This window comes from Streptomyces sp. NBC_00988, from assembly GCF_045162645.1.
Lineage (GTDB): Bacteria > Actinomycetota > Actinomycetes > Streptomycetales > Streptomycetaceae > Streptomyces.
In genome coordinates, this window is sequence record NZ_CP108730.1 from 702,966 (window position 1) to 716,248 (window position 13,283).

The following is a 13,283-nucleotide window of genomic DNA, read 5'->3' on the forward strand; positions in this document are numbered from 1 at the left end:
GCCTGACCGCGCTGCTCACGGGCACCCGTGAGCAGGTAAGGAACCGCACGCCCTACCGAATGACCTGAGGTGAACCATGACCAGGGAGATCAAGGACCTGACCCCGAAGTACACCGTTCCCGGTGTCCAGCGCGAGGCCGCCGGCCGGCTGATCGGTGTGCTGCGGCTGCGGCTCCACTCGCTGAACGATCTCCACCTGACGTTGAAGCACGTGCACTGGAACGTCGTCGGGCCGCACTTCATCGCCGTGCACGAGATGATCGACCCGCAGGTCGACCGGGTGCGCGAGATGGCCGACGACGTGGCCGAGCGCATCGCCGCACTCGGCGGAGTCGCACCGGGCTCCCCGGGCGCGCTGGTCGCCGAGCGCACCTGGGACGACTACTCCATCGGCCGGGCCGACGCCATCGCCCACCTCGGCGCGCTCGACCTCGTCTACACGGGGTTGATCGAGGACGTCCGGGCCGGGATCAAGGAGGCGGGCGAGATCGACCCCGCCACCGAGGACCTGCTGATCGAGCAGCTGCGCGACCTGGAGCAGTTCCAGTGGTTCGTGCGGGCACACCTGGAGAGCGCGGGCGGCACGCTCGCCACCGGTGACGCGCGCTCCGAGGAAGAGGCGGCGGCCAAGGGCGCCGAACTCGGCTGAGGACGAGGACACCCGCAGACACTTGCCGTTTGACAACTATGGCCATGAGGCAAGAAAGTAGCGGGTGTCGTCGCAGCAGGGGGAAGGATCTGGGATGTCCCGGTCGGCGGAGGCCACTCCGTGCACCGGGCGGCCCGGTCAGGCGGTGCGGCTGCCGGAGGAGTCGCCGTGGTCGTGTATCTGCGCCTCGGCAACCGCGCAGAACGCCTCAAGGCCGGTGAGGAGCGCGCTACGCCCGGCGGCCGGCATCTGTTCCAGCACCGCCCCGAGTGCCTCCTCGCGCCGGGCCCGCAGGTCCGACAGGAAGGACCGCCCCAGGCTGCTGAGGTACAGGCGCACCTCGCGCCGGTCCGTGGGGCTCACCTCGCGGTCGACGAAGCCGGCGGCCTGCAGACGGTCGCACAGCCGGCTGGTCGACGGCGGGGTCGACGCGAGGTGGTCGGCGAGGGTGCGCAGGTTGATGCCCTCGTGGTGTTCCAGGATGAACAGGACCCGCAGCTGCGAGGCGGAAGCGGGCGCCGTCGAGGCGCGCCCCCACAGGACCTCCAGCAGTTCCGCGGCCGTAGAGGTGACGCGCGCGACCTCGTCGGGTTCGGGGCGGGGGTGGAAGGACGTCACGGTCACACTCTCGCAGGCACAGGGACGGGCCCCAGCCTACTAGGCACGCGCAACGAACACGGATGGACGGGACGACACGCGACGCCGGGGCCGTACGGCCCACCGTAGGGGGGCGACGCGTACCTCGGGCGAGAGATTGGCATACCTACGATCGTGAACAGATTCATGGCTGTCGAGCGGGCGCTGCGCACGGCGGCTCCCCACGAACTGCCCGATGTCGTCGGGGAGTTGCTGGGTCGGCACTACGCGGCGGACTCCGTGGACCTGCTCATGGCCGACTACGGCCTGACCGTGCTGCAGCCCGTGACCGAGCTCCCGCACACCCTGCCACCGGTCTCCGTGCACAACACCCCGGCGGGCCGGGCCTTCGGCGCCCAGGAACCGTTCGTGGAGGGCAACCTCGGCGACGGCAGCGTGCGCGTGCATCTTCCGATCAGCGTGCGCGGGGACCGTCTCGGCGTGCTCTCGGTGACGCTGCCCGGCGGTGACCACGCGCGCGAGTGCCTGCCCGAACTGACCGAGCTGGCCGAGGTGTTGGGGCACGAGGTGCTGGTCGCCGAGCGCGACACCGACCTGTACCTGCGGGCCCGGCGCAAGGACCGGCTCACGCTGGCGGCGGAGATGCAGTGGCAGCTGCTGCCCGGCCGCTCGTGCTCCCGCTCCGAGTTCGATCTGGGCGCGCAGCTGGAACCCGCGTACGCGATCCACGGCGACAACTTCGACTGGTCCGCCACGGCCGACCACCTCACGCTCTACGTCTCGAACGGCATGGGCGAGGGCATAGAGGCATCCCTCCTGACGAACCTGGCGGTCAACGCCCTGCGCAACGCACGCCGGGCCGGCATCCCCCTCGCCGACCAGGCGGCCCTCGCGGACCAGGCCGTGTACGCCCACTACCAGGGCCGTAGCCACATGTCCGTATTGATGTTCGACTTCGAACTCACCACCGGGCGGGCCCGGGTGGTGGACGCCGGATCGCCGCAGACGCTGCGGCTGCGCGAGGGGGTGGTGGAGCGGATCGCCTTCGACGCGCAGTTGCCGCTGGGCATGTTCGAGGAGACCGACTACGTCGAGCAGGACTTCCGGATCGAGCCCGGGGACCGGCTCCTCTTCGTCAGCGACGGGGTGTACGCCGTCGCCTCGCCCAAGGGTGAGGCGTACGGGGACGCGGCGCTGGCGCGGGCGATCCAGCACACGAGGCTGCTGCCCGCCGCCGAGGTGCCGCGGGCCGTGCTGCGCGAGCTGACCGGCCATCGCGGTACGCCCACTCCGGACGACGACGCCTTGGTGGTGTGCCTGGACTGGCGGGGGCGGTGACCGGCGTACCCCCCTACTCGCGGGCGTGACGCTAGTGTGAAGACACTGAGCCGGAAGGGTGAACGCCGTGAGCACCTCTGAGTCGCTCCCCTCTGTGGAGAGCGAGTTGCGGCTGGCCCCGCCCAACGCTCTGGTGGAGACGGCCCGCCGCCTGCTCGGTGACCGGGCCGGAGCCCGGGACGTCACCCTCCTCCTCGCCGACTACGGCCTGCGCGTGCTGCGTCCGGTCGCCCCGCTGCCGGGCACCGGCGAACCGCTCTCCGCCTACGACGGCCCGGCGGGACGGGCGTTCACCGTGCAGACGCCCGTCGTCGAACCGGCCGAGGACGCGACGGCCGCCGTGTACGTGCCGGTCACCGTGCGCGGCGACCGGCTCGGGGTTCTCTCCGCCCGCCTGCCCGCCCTTGGTGCCGACACCGCCGGGGTGCGCGGGCTCGCCGAGTTCGCGACCGCGCTGGGCCACGAGATCGCCACGGCGGAGCGCGACACCGACCTGTACCTCCTGGCCCGCCGCACCCGGCGCCTCACACTGGCCGCCGAGATGCAGTGGCAGCTTCTTCCGGGGCGCGGCTGCGGGCGCCCGGAGTTCGTGATCGGCGCCCATCTGGAGCCCGCGTACACCGTCGGCGGCGACAACTTCGACTGGAGCACCGACGGCAGCCGACTCACCGTGACGGTCACCGACGGCATGGGCCGCGGCATCGACGCCTCCCTGCTCACCAGCGTGACGGTGGGCGCCCTGCGCAACGCCCGCCGGGCCGGCGTGAGCCTCTCCGACCAGGCGCGCCTTGCCGACCAGGCCGTCTACGCCCAGTTCGGCGGCAAGGTGTACGCCTCGACCCTGCTGCTCCGCTTCGACCTCGCGACGGGCACCGTCCAGGCCGTCGACGCGGGCTCGCCCCGGCTCTACCGCCGCCGCGGCGACGCGGTGAAGCAGATCGAACTGGAGGCACAGCTCCCCCTCGGCATGTTCGAGGAGACGGCCTACGAGGAGCAGATCTTCTCCGTTCGGCCCGGTGACCGGCTCGTGGCGGTGAGCACCGGCGTCCACGGGGCCCGTTCCCCGGAGGGCACCCCGTTCGGCGAGGACGCGCTGCGCCGGGCCCTGGACGCGGCGCCGACGCAGGCTCCGCAGGAGGTCGCGCGCTCGGTGGTGGCGAGCCTGGTCGAGCACTTCGGCAGCACGGACCTGACCGCCGACGCGGCCGTGGTCTGCCTGGACTGGAACGGGCGCGGCGCCGCGACGCCGTGATCATCCGCCCGCACCGGGCGCCCGAACCCGTTGCGCCTCGACGAACGCCCGCAGTCCGTGCTCCAGGGCCGCGCGGTCGTCCGGTTCCATGCCTCGTACGACTTCGGACAGCGCCCGGGACCTGAGGTCGGCCACCTCGGCGAGCACGTCGCGGCCGTGTGCGGTGAGCCGCAGTTGTATTTCCCTGCGGTTGTGCGGTGCGGCCTCCCTGAGCAGCAGTCCGGCCGCCTCCAGCCGGTCGCACAGTCTGCTCACCGTGGGCAGGCCGGCGTCGAGCCGTTCCGCCAGCATGGTCAGGTTGGCGCCCGGTGTGGCCTCCAGGGCGTGCAGGGCGCGCAGTTGATGCGGGGAGAGCCGTACGGACGCCTCGGCGGCGGCCGTGGTCCACAGTTCGGCCAGGCCGTCCACGGCATCGGCGATCCGGCCCGCGAGGACGTCCGTGTCGTCCGCCTGCGCCGGTTTCCGGTCCGCCTCCCCGTGCGCTGCCACGAGTTCGACCCCTCAGAGAAGTCGGCAGTGTGGTGATTCGCCGCTCATGGGGTTGGCCTACCCGAGATTCCGGCACCCAAGCGGTCCCGTCTCCGGGAGCGGGGACGACCGCTCAGTCGCGGTCGGGGTAGAGCACGGACGAGATCCGCTGGTGCAGGTCGTGCTGGGGTCGGCCGGGTGCCGTGGGCGCGGCCTCGCGCACGGACTGTGCCAGCGTGCGGAGTTTGACGTTGGCGTACTGGGAGTGGCGGCGCAGGACGCGCATCGCGATGTCCGCGTCGATGCCGTAGAGCGCCATGAGCACACCCCGCGCGAGGTCGATGTCCTCCTGCGAGACGCGGGCCCGCTCGATGTCGGAGTCGGCGGTGCGCCGTGCCTCCTGCCGTACGGACTTCGTGACGTCGACGGCGAACCCGCGCAGCACGACCACCTCGCCGTCGTCGCCGGTGCGGCCGTCGCCGACCAGGACGACGCCGCGTTCCTCGTCCGGTGTGCCGACCACGCGGAGGTAGCAGCTGAAGGGGAGGCCGGTGGTCCTGCCGTGTTCCAGGGCGCTGTCGAGCCCGGCCTGGTCCTCGCTGTGAACGTGGCCGCGCAGCAGCTTGGCGGTGGGCGTGACGGCGTCGGCCTCGTAGCCGAGCAGCCGGAACATCTCGTCCGACCACCACCAGGTGTCCTCCGGCAGCCGGTGCAGGAACACCCCGGTGATCTCGTCGGCCCGGTCGTCCTCCGACACCATGGCCCTCACCAACTCGACGCCCGTTTCATCACCTCGTACCAAAGACCCTAGTCCCTCAGCCGAAGCGGTGGGGCAGCCGGACGACCTGCACGAAGAAGTCGTCGATCTGCCGGACCGCGGCGATGAACTGGTCGAGGTCGACCGGCTTGGTGACATAGGCGTTGGCGTGCAGTTTGTAGCTGCGCAGGATGTCCTCCTCGGCCGACGACGTGGTCAGGACGACGACGGGGATGTGCGCCAGCTCCGGGTCGGACTTGATCTTCTCCAGGACCTGGCGGCCGTCGTACTTCGGCAGGTTGAGGTCGAGGAGGATCAGGTCGGGCCGCGGGGCGTCGGTGTGCTCGCCGCGCTTGTAGAGGAAGTCGAGTGCCTCCTCGCCGTCCCGGACCACGTGCAGGGTGTTGCCGATCTTGTTGTCCTCGAAGGCTTCCCGGGTCATCAGTTCGTCGCCCGGATCGTCCTCCACGAGGAGGACGTCGATCGGAGTCGCGTCAGGGAGGGTCATGTGAGGGCCTTCTCGTCGTCAGTTGCTTCAGGGGTTTCGATGGTGTCAGCGGTTTCCTCGGCGGACGGGAGCGTGAAGCAGAAGCGGGTGCCCTCGCCGACCCTGGATTCGATCCAGATCCGGCCGCCGTGGTGCTCGACGATCTTCTTGCAGAGGGCGAGTCCGATGCCGGTGCCGCCGTAGGCGTCGCGGCTGTGCAGCCGCTGGAAGATGACGAAGACCTTGTCGGTGAACTCCTCGGGGATGCCGATGCCGTTGTCGGCGACGCACAGGCGCCACATGCCGGGGTTCTCGGGGTCGGGATCGCAGGTGACGGTCACGTGCGGGGCGCGGTCCGCGTGGCGGAACTTCAGGGCGTTGCCCAGGAGGTTCTGCCAGAGCATCGTCAGCAGCGTCGGGTCGCCGACGATATCGGGCAGGGTCTCCGGCCGGTCGATCCGGGCCTCCGACTCCTCCACGGCCGCCGCGAGATTCCGCAACCCCTTGTCCAGCGTCTGGTCGAGGCCGACCAGCTCCCGGGTGTCGTCGAGGCGCCCGACGCGGGAGAAGGTGAGCAGGTCGTTGATGAGGACCTGCATACGTTTGGCACCGTCGACGGCGAAGTCGATGTACTGCAGGCCGCGGTCGTCGAGCTTGTCCCCGTACCGTTTCTCCAGGAGCTGGCAGAACGAGGCGACCTTGCGCAGCGGCTCCTGGAGATCGTGCGAGGCGACATACGCGAACTGCTCCAACTCGGCGTTGGACCGGCGCAGTTCGACGGCCTGGGCGTCCAGCTCGGCGGCCTGACGGCCCAGTGCCTCCTCCTGGTCGCGGGAGGCGTCGAGTTCGGCCACGATCCGTCTGCGCATGCCCTCGACGGCTCCGGCCACCGCCGTGAGGTCGGCCGGGCCGTCCCCGGTGATGCGGTGCGCGAAGTCGCCGCCCGCGACCTGTTCCGACGCCTTGCTCAGCGCCTCAAGGGGACGCGTCACCAGCAGTCGTACGAGTACGGCGAGGGCGGCGCCGGTCAGCAGGAAGGCGGCGACCATGCCGCTCAGGACGGTGTCGCGGACCGTCCGCTGGTGGGCGAGGTGGGCACGGCCCTCCTTCACGGCCTTCGCGAGGTCGGCGTTCTGCTTCGCCCAGAGAGTGCGCAGGTGGTCGAACTCGTGCTTGCCGCTGTCCACGGTGGTCTGGTCGACGGCGTGCGGCCGGCCGGGGGTGACGGCGGCGGCGAGGGGCTCGGCGTAGTCCTTCCGCCAGGCGGCCGCACCGCGCTCCACCGCACGGAGATCGGCGAGGAGTTCGGGCCGGTCACGGAGTTGCGCGCGCAGCCGGGCGGCCGAACGGGCCTCGTCCTGCTTGCCGCTGCTGTACGGGGTGAGGAACTGCCGGTCGGCGGCGATCGCGTAGCCGCGGATACCGGTCTCCTGGTTGACCAGGGCGGCCTGCAGTCGGTAGGCCTCGGTCTGGGAGGGCTGGACCCGTTGCAGCAGATCGTCGGTGACCCGGGCCGTCTGGCTCAGCAGGTTGGCGCCGATCGCGGTGCCGATCACCACCAGCAACACCATGAGCGACAGCGCCAGGAAGAACCATCCCTGCACCGTCAGCCGGCGCCCGATCCCTGTTCGGCCCGTCATGTCCCTCACCGTTCGTCTCTCCTGGTCCCGACATCCTCTCGTCCCACCTGCTCGTTTCCGGCGCGGTGAATCACGTCCAGTGCAGGTGCATCACGGCCACGTCGTCGGCCAGGCCGCCCTGTGCCTCGGCCAGGCTCTCGGCGCAGGCGATGAGTTCGTCGACGAACGGCTCCGGTGCCAAGGCGGCCCTCTCCCGTGCGAGCCGTAGCAGCCCGTCCTCCCCCAGCCGCTCCGAGCCTCGCCCGACATGCCCCTCGAACAGCCCGTCAGTGAACAGGACCACGGCGGCGTCCGTCGGGACGGCCAGTTCCTCGACCGGCCAGTCCGCGAGGCCCGGGAGAACGCCCAGCGCCGGGCCACCGGCGACCTCCACCCACTCCACCCGGCCGCCGTCCCGCATCAGCAGCCCGTGGTGACCGGCCCGCACCACGCGGGCCGTACGCTCGCCGGGTGCGGCGGCGAGGCTGACGAGGGTGGCGAAGACCTCGCTCCGGGCGCGCTCGGCGACCAGGAGTTCCTCCAGGCAGGCCACCTGTTCGGCGCCCGTGACACCGCTGAGGACCAGCGTGCGCCAGGCGATGCGCAGGGCCACACCGAGTGCGGCCTCGTCGGGCCCGTGCCCGGACACGTCACCGACGACCGCGTGGACCGTGCCGTCGACGCTCTGCACGATGTCGTAGAAGTCGCCTCCGAGCAGCGCCTGCGCGCGCCCGGGACGGTAGCGGGCCACCGCTTCGACGCCCTCGCCGCGCAGCAGGGGGCGGGGCAGCAGTCCTCGTTCCAGGCGGGCGTTCTCCTGGGCCTGCATGCGGCTGGCCTGCAGGGCGACGGCCGCCCGCTCGGCCTGCTTGCGCTGGATCGCGTAGCGCACGGCCCGGCCGAAAAGGCCCGGCTCGACCCGGCCCTTGACCAGGTAGTCCTGCGCGCCGGCGGCGACGGCGGCCAGTCCGGTCTCCTCCTCGGCGAGGCCGGTGAGGACCACGACAGCCGCCCGCTCAGCGGCTGCCCGGACCCGGGAGAGCGCCTCAAGTCCCTGGGCGTCCGGCAGGTGCAGGTCGAGCAGAACACAGTCCGGCACGTCGGCCGCGAGCACCTCGGCGGCCTCGGCCATCGACCGCACCCACTGCAGACGTATCTTCAGCGCGCTGTCGGCGACCAGTTCCTCCACCAACAGCGCGTCGCCGGCGTCGTCCTCGACCAGCAGGACGGCGGGCTGCCAGGCCACCCAGGTGTCCGGGCCGACCCCTGCGCCACCCACCGACAGCAGGTCGTCGGCCCGCGGCTGTGGCACCACCATGGCCCTGCCCTCCCCACCGAACGGTCTCCGGCGACCATAGTTGCCGTCAGACAACAGTCGAGAGCATACCGGTACGCCGGGACGCCCCGTACGCACTCGCCCCGACGGCAAGCGGAATGGCTCAACAGGCCCTGCGTTCCGCGTTGTTGAGGGTACGACGGCCACCTGGGAGGCGGCGAGGAACCCCCTCCCTCACCGGCCTGTGTCCACGCGAACACAGAGGGCGGTCGTTGTTTGAACCGGCCCCAGCCCGGTAGTCCGAAGAGGGCGGCAGGCTGCCCAACCGCTCCCGGGAGGGTTCGGCAGTGAGCCCGCCACCGGCCGCCCCGGGAGCGATCCCGCGGGGCGGCCGGCCTCCCCTTCCCGGCGCGGCTAGGAAGCGTCGGCCAATACGCGTTCGCGCACCGTGGCACAGGAGTTGGTGATCAGCCGGGAGACGTGCATCTGGGAGACGCCGAGCTGTTCCGCTATGCGGCTCTGGGTCATGCCGCGGAAGAAACGGAGGTAGAGGATGGTGCGTTCGCGTTCGGGGAGTGTCCGCAGGGCGGGCTTGACCGCCTCGCGGTCGACGGCCAGGTCGAATCCGGCGTCCCACTCCCCCAGCAGGCCGACGAGCGTCATCCCCGCGTCCTCGCCCGGCGTCTCGGCGTCCAGCGAGAGCGCGGTGAAGCTGTCCAGCGCCTCCAGACCGGCCTGTACGTCCTCCTCGCTCAGCTGCGCGTACTCGGCGATCTCGGCGACACTCGGACGCCGGTCCGGTCCCGTCGCGGACAGGTCCCGCAGGGCGACGCGCACCTTGTTGCGGAGTTCCTGGACGCGCCGGGGCACGTGCAGGGCCCACATATGGTCGCGGAAGTGACGCTTGATCTCGCCGGTGACGGTCGGCACGGCGTAACTCTCGAAGGCGTGGCCGCGGTCGGGGTCGTAGCCGTCGACGGCCTTGACGAGACCGAGTGCCGCGACCTGGCGCAGGTCCTCGTAGGGCTCGCCCTTTCCCCGATAGCGGCCGGCGATGCGTTCGGACATCGGGAGCCAGACCCGGACGAGTTCGTCGCGCAGGGCGACCCGTTCAGGTCCGGCGGGCAGGTGCGAGAGGCGGGCGAAGGCGGCGGCGGTGCGGGGAGCGTCGTCGTGCGGATGACGCTTCCGAGTGACGGTGACTGTGTCCATGGTGGTGCTCACAACTCCCTCAAGGGGTTGCCGAAGGTCGGTCCCCATGGGAGCGGGCACGCACCGAACAGGCGGAACACACCCGCGATCCGGCATACGCCGGCTCCCACGGACGTGCCTCCTGTCCGAAGCACTCACCGTGCGCCTTCCCCCGCAAAAACCCCTGAAACAATTGCCCGAAGGCAATGACTCCCGGCCGCAAAACCGTGGCGAAAGGTGATCAATCACATGGGCGGATGAGGGGACGTGTCGGCCCCATCCGCACCGAGGAGTGGAACGACCCGGCGCAGGAACTGGCGGAGGCAGTGATGGAGGGCGAGTCGACCGGCCGGAGCGGCGCATGAGCGACGTATAGACGCGTGGGCGGCGTACGGTCCGACGGGCCACCGCCCCTGTCGCGTCACGGCAGTTGAGGTGTCCGATCGAGCGAGGACGGGAATCGGACGCCGTTCGACCGTCCTGACTCCCCCGACATACAGCACCCAACACCCAACACCCTCATGGTTCACGGTGATTGACGGACCGTCACAGGTTCGTCGATCACCGGCTACTACGCACCCCCCGCCCCAACTCGGCGAGTCACTCGGCGTGTTCGGAGTCCCGCTCGTCGGCCGGTGCCGTGGACGAGTGCTCGCGCCGATCGTCGTGCTGGGCGAGGGTGGAGAGCAGCGCCTCGACGGTCATCCCGGCCTCGGCCGGATGCCGGAGGATGGTTCCCGGCTGGATGCGGTACGCGTTGGTCCGTCCCTCCCGCGTGTGGGTGAGATAACCGTCCTGCTCCAGATCGGAAATGATCTTCTGTACGGCTCTCTCGGTGAGCCTGCATCGCACGGCGATGTCACGGATTCGGGTGCGGTGGTCCTCGGCGATCGCGGCCAGCACTCGGGCATGGCTGGTGAGGAACGTCCATCCTGTGTGCGTCTCGGATACTCCGTCCATGCCCCCAGCATAGGGCCCTGCATTCACGTATCCCGAGACACGAAACAGATTTCGTGTATATCTTGACGCGCTAAATGCGGCGGGCAAGACTTGACCGGGCAGAGAACAGGGCGGATGCCTCGGGAGCGGCTGCCATGCGAGAACACGAACGTAGCGCTCCTCTCCGGAGCGGGGTCCGGACGATATGTGCGGTGTCCCCCATGCCGACGGTGGATCCCCCGTCCTCCGCGGCGGATCCACCGTCGGTCTCCGCCTCCCTGAAGATCGTGACGCGGCCGGCCGGTGTCCGGACTGTCGTCGTGGTCTCCGGGGAGATCGACATCGACACGGAACAAGTGGTGCGGAGCGCCCTGCGGCTGGCACTCGCCCGGTCGTCCGGAGGGCTGGACCTCGATCTGGCCGGAGTCGGATTCTGCGACTGTGCCGGGCTCAACGTCCTGCTGTCCGTCCGCGGGATCGCCCTGACGGACGGCAAGACACTCGGCGTCCGGGCCCTCAGCGCCGGGGTCGAGCGGCTGTTCGCGCTCACCGACACGTCGTCCCTGTTCAGCCCCGTGCCAGGGCCCACGGCCGCCGACGGGGTGGTCGACACCCGGCGTGAACATTCCCCCACGACGCACGACCTGATGGAGGAGAACGGCGTGTCCGACGAGGCCGAGGAACTGCGCGTCGAGGTCGGGCAGCTCAAGCGCGCGATGCAGACCCGGCCGGTCATCGACCTGGCCCGCGGAGTCCTGATGGCTTCCTTCGGCCTCAGCCGCGAGGACGCCTGGAGCGTCCTGGTCGACGTCTCCCAGCGGTCGAACACCAAACTCCATCAACTGGCCGAAGAACTCGTCGACTCGGTCAACGGAGCGCCGCTGCCCGAGCCTCTGCAACAGCGGATCTCGACGGCGGTCGCCGAGATCTCACGCCCGGCGTAGGCCGGCGCGGCGCGGACGAAGACCACCCGCCGATGCGTGTCGGTCGACATTCGCTACCCGCCGGCGGGTCTCGGCTTCGGCACCGGTGCGATCCGCAGGGCGACCGCTCCTGCCGCTTCGGTGTCGTCGCTGCGCCGCGTCATCTCCGTCCACCAGGCCCCGCCGTCCTCGATGTACCGCAGCAGGATTCCTTCGCGGATTCCCCAGGGGCAGACGGTGACGGTCTTGATGCCGGTGAGCTTCATGACCGTGTGCCCGACCACGGCTCCGGCCAGGCTCTGCGCGGCCCGCGGTGCCGAGACGCCGGGGAGCAGGGCCCGGTCGGGGGCGGCGAGGGCGGCCAGCCGGTCGAGGCCCACGCGCAGGTCCGCCCGCGCCAACCGCCGTTCCACAAAGGGACCTTGGCGTCCGGGAGCGGCGCCGCAGAGCCGGGCCAGCTGTTGGAAGGTGCGGGATGTCACGACGGTGGTGCGGGGACCTTCCCAGCGGATCCGTGCGGCCACGTCCCGCAGTTGGTGCCGTACCTCGCGACGCAGCGCCTTCACCGCGCGCTCGGGCGGCGGGTCCTGGCCGTAGAGGAAGTCCCGGGTCAGCCGGCCCGCGCCGAGCGGCAGGGACGCGACGAAGTCGGGCAACCTGCCGCGGCCGAAGGCGACTTCGAAGGAACCGCCGCCGATGTCGAAGAGCGCGAGCGGACCGGCGCGCCAGCCCATCCAGCGGCGGGCGCCGAGGAAGGTCAGCTCGCCCTCGACCTCTCCCGGCAGCGTGCACAGCCGTACGCCGGTCTCGGTGCGCACCGCGCGGAGCACGTCGGGCCGGTTCGGCGCGCCGCGAACCACCGCTGTGGCAAAGGCGAGTGGGCCTGCGGCGCCCCAACTGCGGGCGGTTTCCGCGGCGGCCGACACCGCCTTCACGAGGTGGCGTACGGAGTCCTCGGGGATCTCCCCGTACGGCTGGCCGACGCGCTCGGAGAGCCGTAGCTTCCACTTGGCCGTGTGCACGGGCAGGGGTACGCCGTCCTCCAGGTCCGCCACCACAAGCCGCACCGTGTTCGACCCCACGTCCACCACACTCATTCGCATGAACCGGTGAGTACCCCGAGGCCGATCCGTCAGTCGTCCTGATTGATCTTCGTTTCGAGGCGTTGGTCACTCAGCCGCGCAGGTCGTCCAGTCGCCGCCCGGCCGGGGCGAGGGAACGTCCCCGACTCGCCAGTCCCGCCCAGGGGCGGGCGTCCCCGCAGATGCGGCAGCATCAAGGGGGCGATCGCCCGGTAGTACGCGACGAGGTCGCCCTTCGTGTACTCCTTGCCGTTCCCGTCGGCGGGGAACAGCACCTTGTCGGGCCGGTGGATGTCGAGGCTGCGGCGGCCCGCCCGCACGGTCCGGATGCCGGCCGCGCTCCGGGTGCCGGCCATCAGGAACCGCCGGGCCCCTCGTTCCAGCGCGGACGCTCCTGGTTCTCGCTGCGCCGGCTTCCGGAGTGGTGGAGGTCGTGCGGCAGGAGCCGCTCGCCGTCGGGGGTGCGCGGCATTTCGTCGGGCTCCCGCTGTTCCCGGATCTCCCGGACGGCACCGGATTCCGGCAGTCGGGGCTGCTCGTCCGGCCGCGGCGGCGCCGGTTCCCGCTGCCGTACGTCGATGCCCAATCGGACGGCCCATACCAGCAGCGCGACGATGACGAGTCCACCGGCGAAGGCCACCACCAGGCCCATGGCGGCGCCGGATGCGGCGAGGTCCATGTGTTCGTTCTCGGCGATCATCATGG

14 protein-coding genes and 1 pseudogene are annotated in these 13,283 nt (G+C 70.9%); 4 read left to right on the plus strand and 11 right to left on the minus strand.

Annotated features, from left to right (window positions below):
- Positions 1-76: 76 nt before the first annotated feature.
- Positions 77-649: a Dps family protein gene (locus tag OG496_RS03220; RefSeq protein ID WP_405969469.1), complete on the plus strand. Its 573-nt coding sequence runs from the start codon at positions 77-79 to the stop codon at positions 647-649.
- 138 nt (positions 650-787) lie between these two features.
- On the opposite strand, the gene OG496_RS03225 is transcribed toward OG496_RS03220, so the two are convergent.
- Positions 788-1,273, minus strand: coding sequence for a MarR family transcriptional regulator (locus tag OG496_RS03225; RefSeq protein ID WP_366492772.1), 486 nt, complete (start codon positions 1,271-1,273; stop codon positions 788-790).
- Between the two features lie 159 nt (positions 1,274-1,432).
- Between OG496_RS03225 and OG496_RS03230 the strand changes: the two genes are divergently transcribed.
- Together OG496_RS03230 and OG496_RS03235 are read left to right on the plus strand one after the other, a co-directional pair.
- Positions 1,433-2,584: a PP2C family protein-serine/threonine phosphatase gene (locus tag OG496_RS03230; RefSeq protein WP_405976554.1), complete on the plus strand. Its 1,152-nt coding sequence runs from the start codon at positions 1,433-1,435 to the stop codon at positions 2,582-2,584.
- A gap of 58 nt (positions 2,585-2,642) precedes the next feature.
- On the plus strand, positions 2,643-3,836 hold the full coding sequence (locus OG496_RS03235) for a PP2C family protein-serine/threonine phosphatase (RefSeq protein WP_405969470.1): 1,194 nt from the start codon (positions 2,643-2,645) through the stop codon (positions 3,834-3,836).
- On the opposite strand, the gene OG496_RS03240 is transcribed toward OG496_RS03235, so the two are convergent.
- The 7 genes from OG496_RS03240 to OG496_RS03270 form a co-directional block, all read right to left on the minus strand.
- Entirely contained in the window at positions 3,837-4,325 is a 489-nt protein-coding gene (locus OG496_RS03240; protein ID WP_405969471.1) for a MarR family winged helix-turn-helix transcriptional regulator, read from the minus strand.
- Positions 4,326-4,437: 112 nt separating this feature from the next.
- Entirely contained in the window at positions 4,438-5,064 is a 627-nt protein-coding gene (locus tag OG496_RS03245; RefSeq protein ID WP_405969472.1) for a PAS and ANTAR domain-containing protein, read from the minus strand.
- Positions 5,065-5,119: 55 nt separating this feature from the next.
- A complete protein-coding gene (locus OG496_RS03250; protein WP_328685793.1) occupies positions 5,120-5,569 on the minus strand; it encodes a response regulator in 450 nt (149 codons plus the stop codon).
- Entirely contained in the window at positions 5,566-7,188 is a 1,623-nt protein-coding gene (locus OG496_RS03255; RefSeq protein WP_405969473.1) for an ATP-binding protein, read from the minus strand. The genes OG496_RS03250 and OG496_RS03255 overlap by 4 nt, the downstream gene beginning before the upstream one ends.
- A gap of 70 nt (positions 7,189-7,258) precedes the next feature.
- On the minus strand, positions 7,259-8,485 hold the full coding sequence (locus tag OG496_RS03260; RefSeq protein ID WP_405969474.1) for a PP2C family protein-serine/threonine phosphatase: 1,227 nt from the start codon (positions 8,483-8,485) through the stop codon (positions 7,259-7,261).
- Positions 8,486-8,857: 372 nt separating this feature from the next.
- Positions 8,858-9,655: a SigB/SigF/SigG family RNA polymerase sigma factor gene (locus OG496_RS03265; protein ID WP_366492764.1), complete on the minus strand. Its 798-nt coding sequence runs from the start codon at positions 9,653-9,655 to the stop codon at positions 8,858-8,860.
- A 579-nt stretch (positions 9,656-10,234) separates the two neighbouring features.
- Positions 10,235-10,594 carry a winged helix-turn-helix domain-containing protein gene (locus OG496_RS03270; RefSeq protein ID WP_366492763.1) on the minus strand — a complete coding sequence of 120 codons (360 nt, stop codon included), beginning with the start codon at positions 10,592-10,594 and terminating at the stop codon, positions 10,235-10,237.
- A gap of 200 nt (positions 10,595-10,794) precedes the next feature.
- On the opposite strand from OG496_RS03270, the gene OG496_RS03275 reads away from it, so the two are divergent.
- On the plus strand, positions 10,795-11,517 hold the full coding sequence (locus tag OG496_RS03275; protein ID WP_405969475.1) for an ANTAR domain-containing protein: 723 nt from the start codon (positions 10,795-10,797) through the stop codon (positions 11,515-11,517).
- 53 nt (positions 11,518-11,570) lie between these two features.
- Here the strand turns inward: OG496_RS03275 and OG496_RS03280 are convergent, their stop codons facing one another.
- From OG496_RS03280 to OG496_RS03290, 3 genes and pseudogenes are all read right to left on the minus strand, one after another.
- Positions 11,571-12,599: a Ppx/GppA family phosphatase gene (locus OG496_RS03280; RefSeq protein WP_366492762.1), complete on the minus strand. Its 1,029-nt coding sequence runs from the start codon at positions 12,597-12,599 to the stop codon at positions 11,571-11,573.
- A gap of 146 nt (positions 12,600-12,745) precedes the next feature.
- Positions 12,746-12,934: pseudogene (locus OG496_RS03285) on the minus strand (ATP-dependent DNA ligase); the annotation flags it as partial.
- Positions 12,934-13,281: a DUF6479 family protein gene (locus OG496_RS03290; protein ID WP_405969476.1), complete on the minus strand. Its 348-nt coding sequence runs from the start codon at positions 13,279-13,281 to the stop codon at positions 12,934-12,936. The pseudogene OG496_RS03285 and the gene OG496_RS03290, both read right to left, overlap by 1 nt.
- Between the last annotated feature and the right edge of the window lie 2 nt (positions 13,282-13,283).

What these genes read in the sequence shown, in the direction of transcription:
- OG496_RS03220 (WP_405969469.1), top strand. Translation starts at nt 77, where the DNA reads ATGACCAGGGAGATCAAGGACCTGACCCCGAAGTACACCGTTCCCGGT.
- OG496_RS03230 (WP_405976554.1), top strand. Translation starts at nt 1,433, where the DNA reads ATGGCTGTCGAGCGGGCGCTGCGCACGGCGGCTCCCCACGAACTGCCC.
- OG496_RS03245 (WP_405969472.1), bottom strand. Translation starts at nt 5,064, where the DNA reads ATGGTGTCGGAGGACGACCGGGCCGACGAGATCACCGGGGTGTTCCTG.
- OG496_RS03250 (WP_328685793.1), bottom strand. Translation starts at nt 5,569, where the DNA reads ATGACCCTCCCTGACGCGACTCCGATCGACGTCCTCCTCGTGGAGGAC.
- OG496_RS03255 (WP_405969473.1), bottom strand. Translation starts at nt 7,188, where the DNA reads ATGACGGGCCGAACAGGGATCGGGCGCCGGCTGACGGTGCAGGGATGG.
- OG496_RS03260 (WP_405969474.1), bottom strand. Translation starts at nt 8,485, where the DNA reads ATGGTGGTGCCACAGCCGCGGGCCGACGACCTGCTGTCGGTGGGTGGC.
- OG496_RS03265 (WP_366492764.1), bottom strand. Translation starts at nt 9,655, where the DNA reads ATGGACACAGTCACCGTCACTCGGAAGCGTCATCCGCACGACGACGCT.
- OG496_RS03270 (WP_366492763.1), bottom strand. Translation starts at nt 10,594, where the DNA reads ATGGACGGAGTATCCGAGACGCACACAGGATGGACGTTCCTCACCAGC.
- OG496_RS03275 (WP_405969475.1), top strand. Translation starts at nt 10,795, where the DNA reads ATGCCGACGGTGGATCCCCCGTCCTCCGCGGCGGATCCACCGTCGGTC.
- OG496_RS03280 (WP_366492762.1), bottom strand. Translation starts at nt 12,599, where the DNA reads ATGCGAATGAGTGTGGTGGACGTGGGGTCGAACACGGTGCGGCTTGTG.
- OG496_RS03290 (WP_405969476.1), bottom strand. Translation starts at nt 13,281, where the DNA reads ATGATGATCGCCGAGAACGAACACATGGACCTCGCCGCATCCGGCGCC.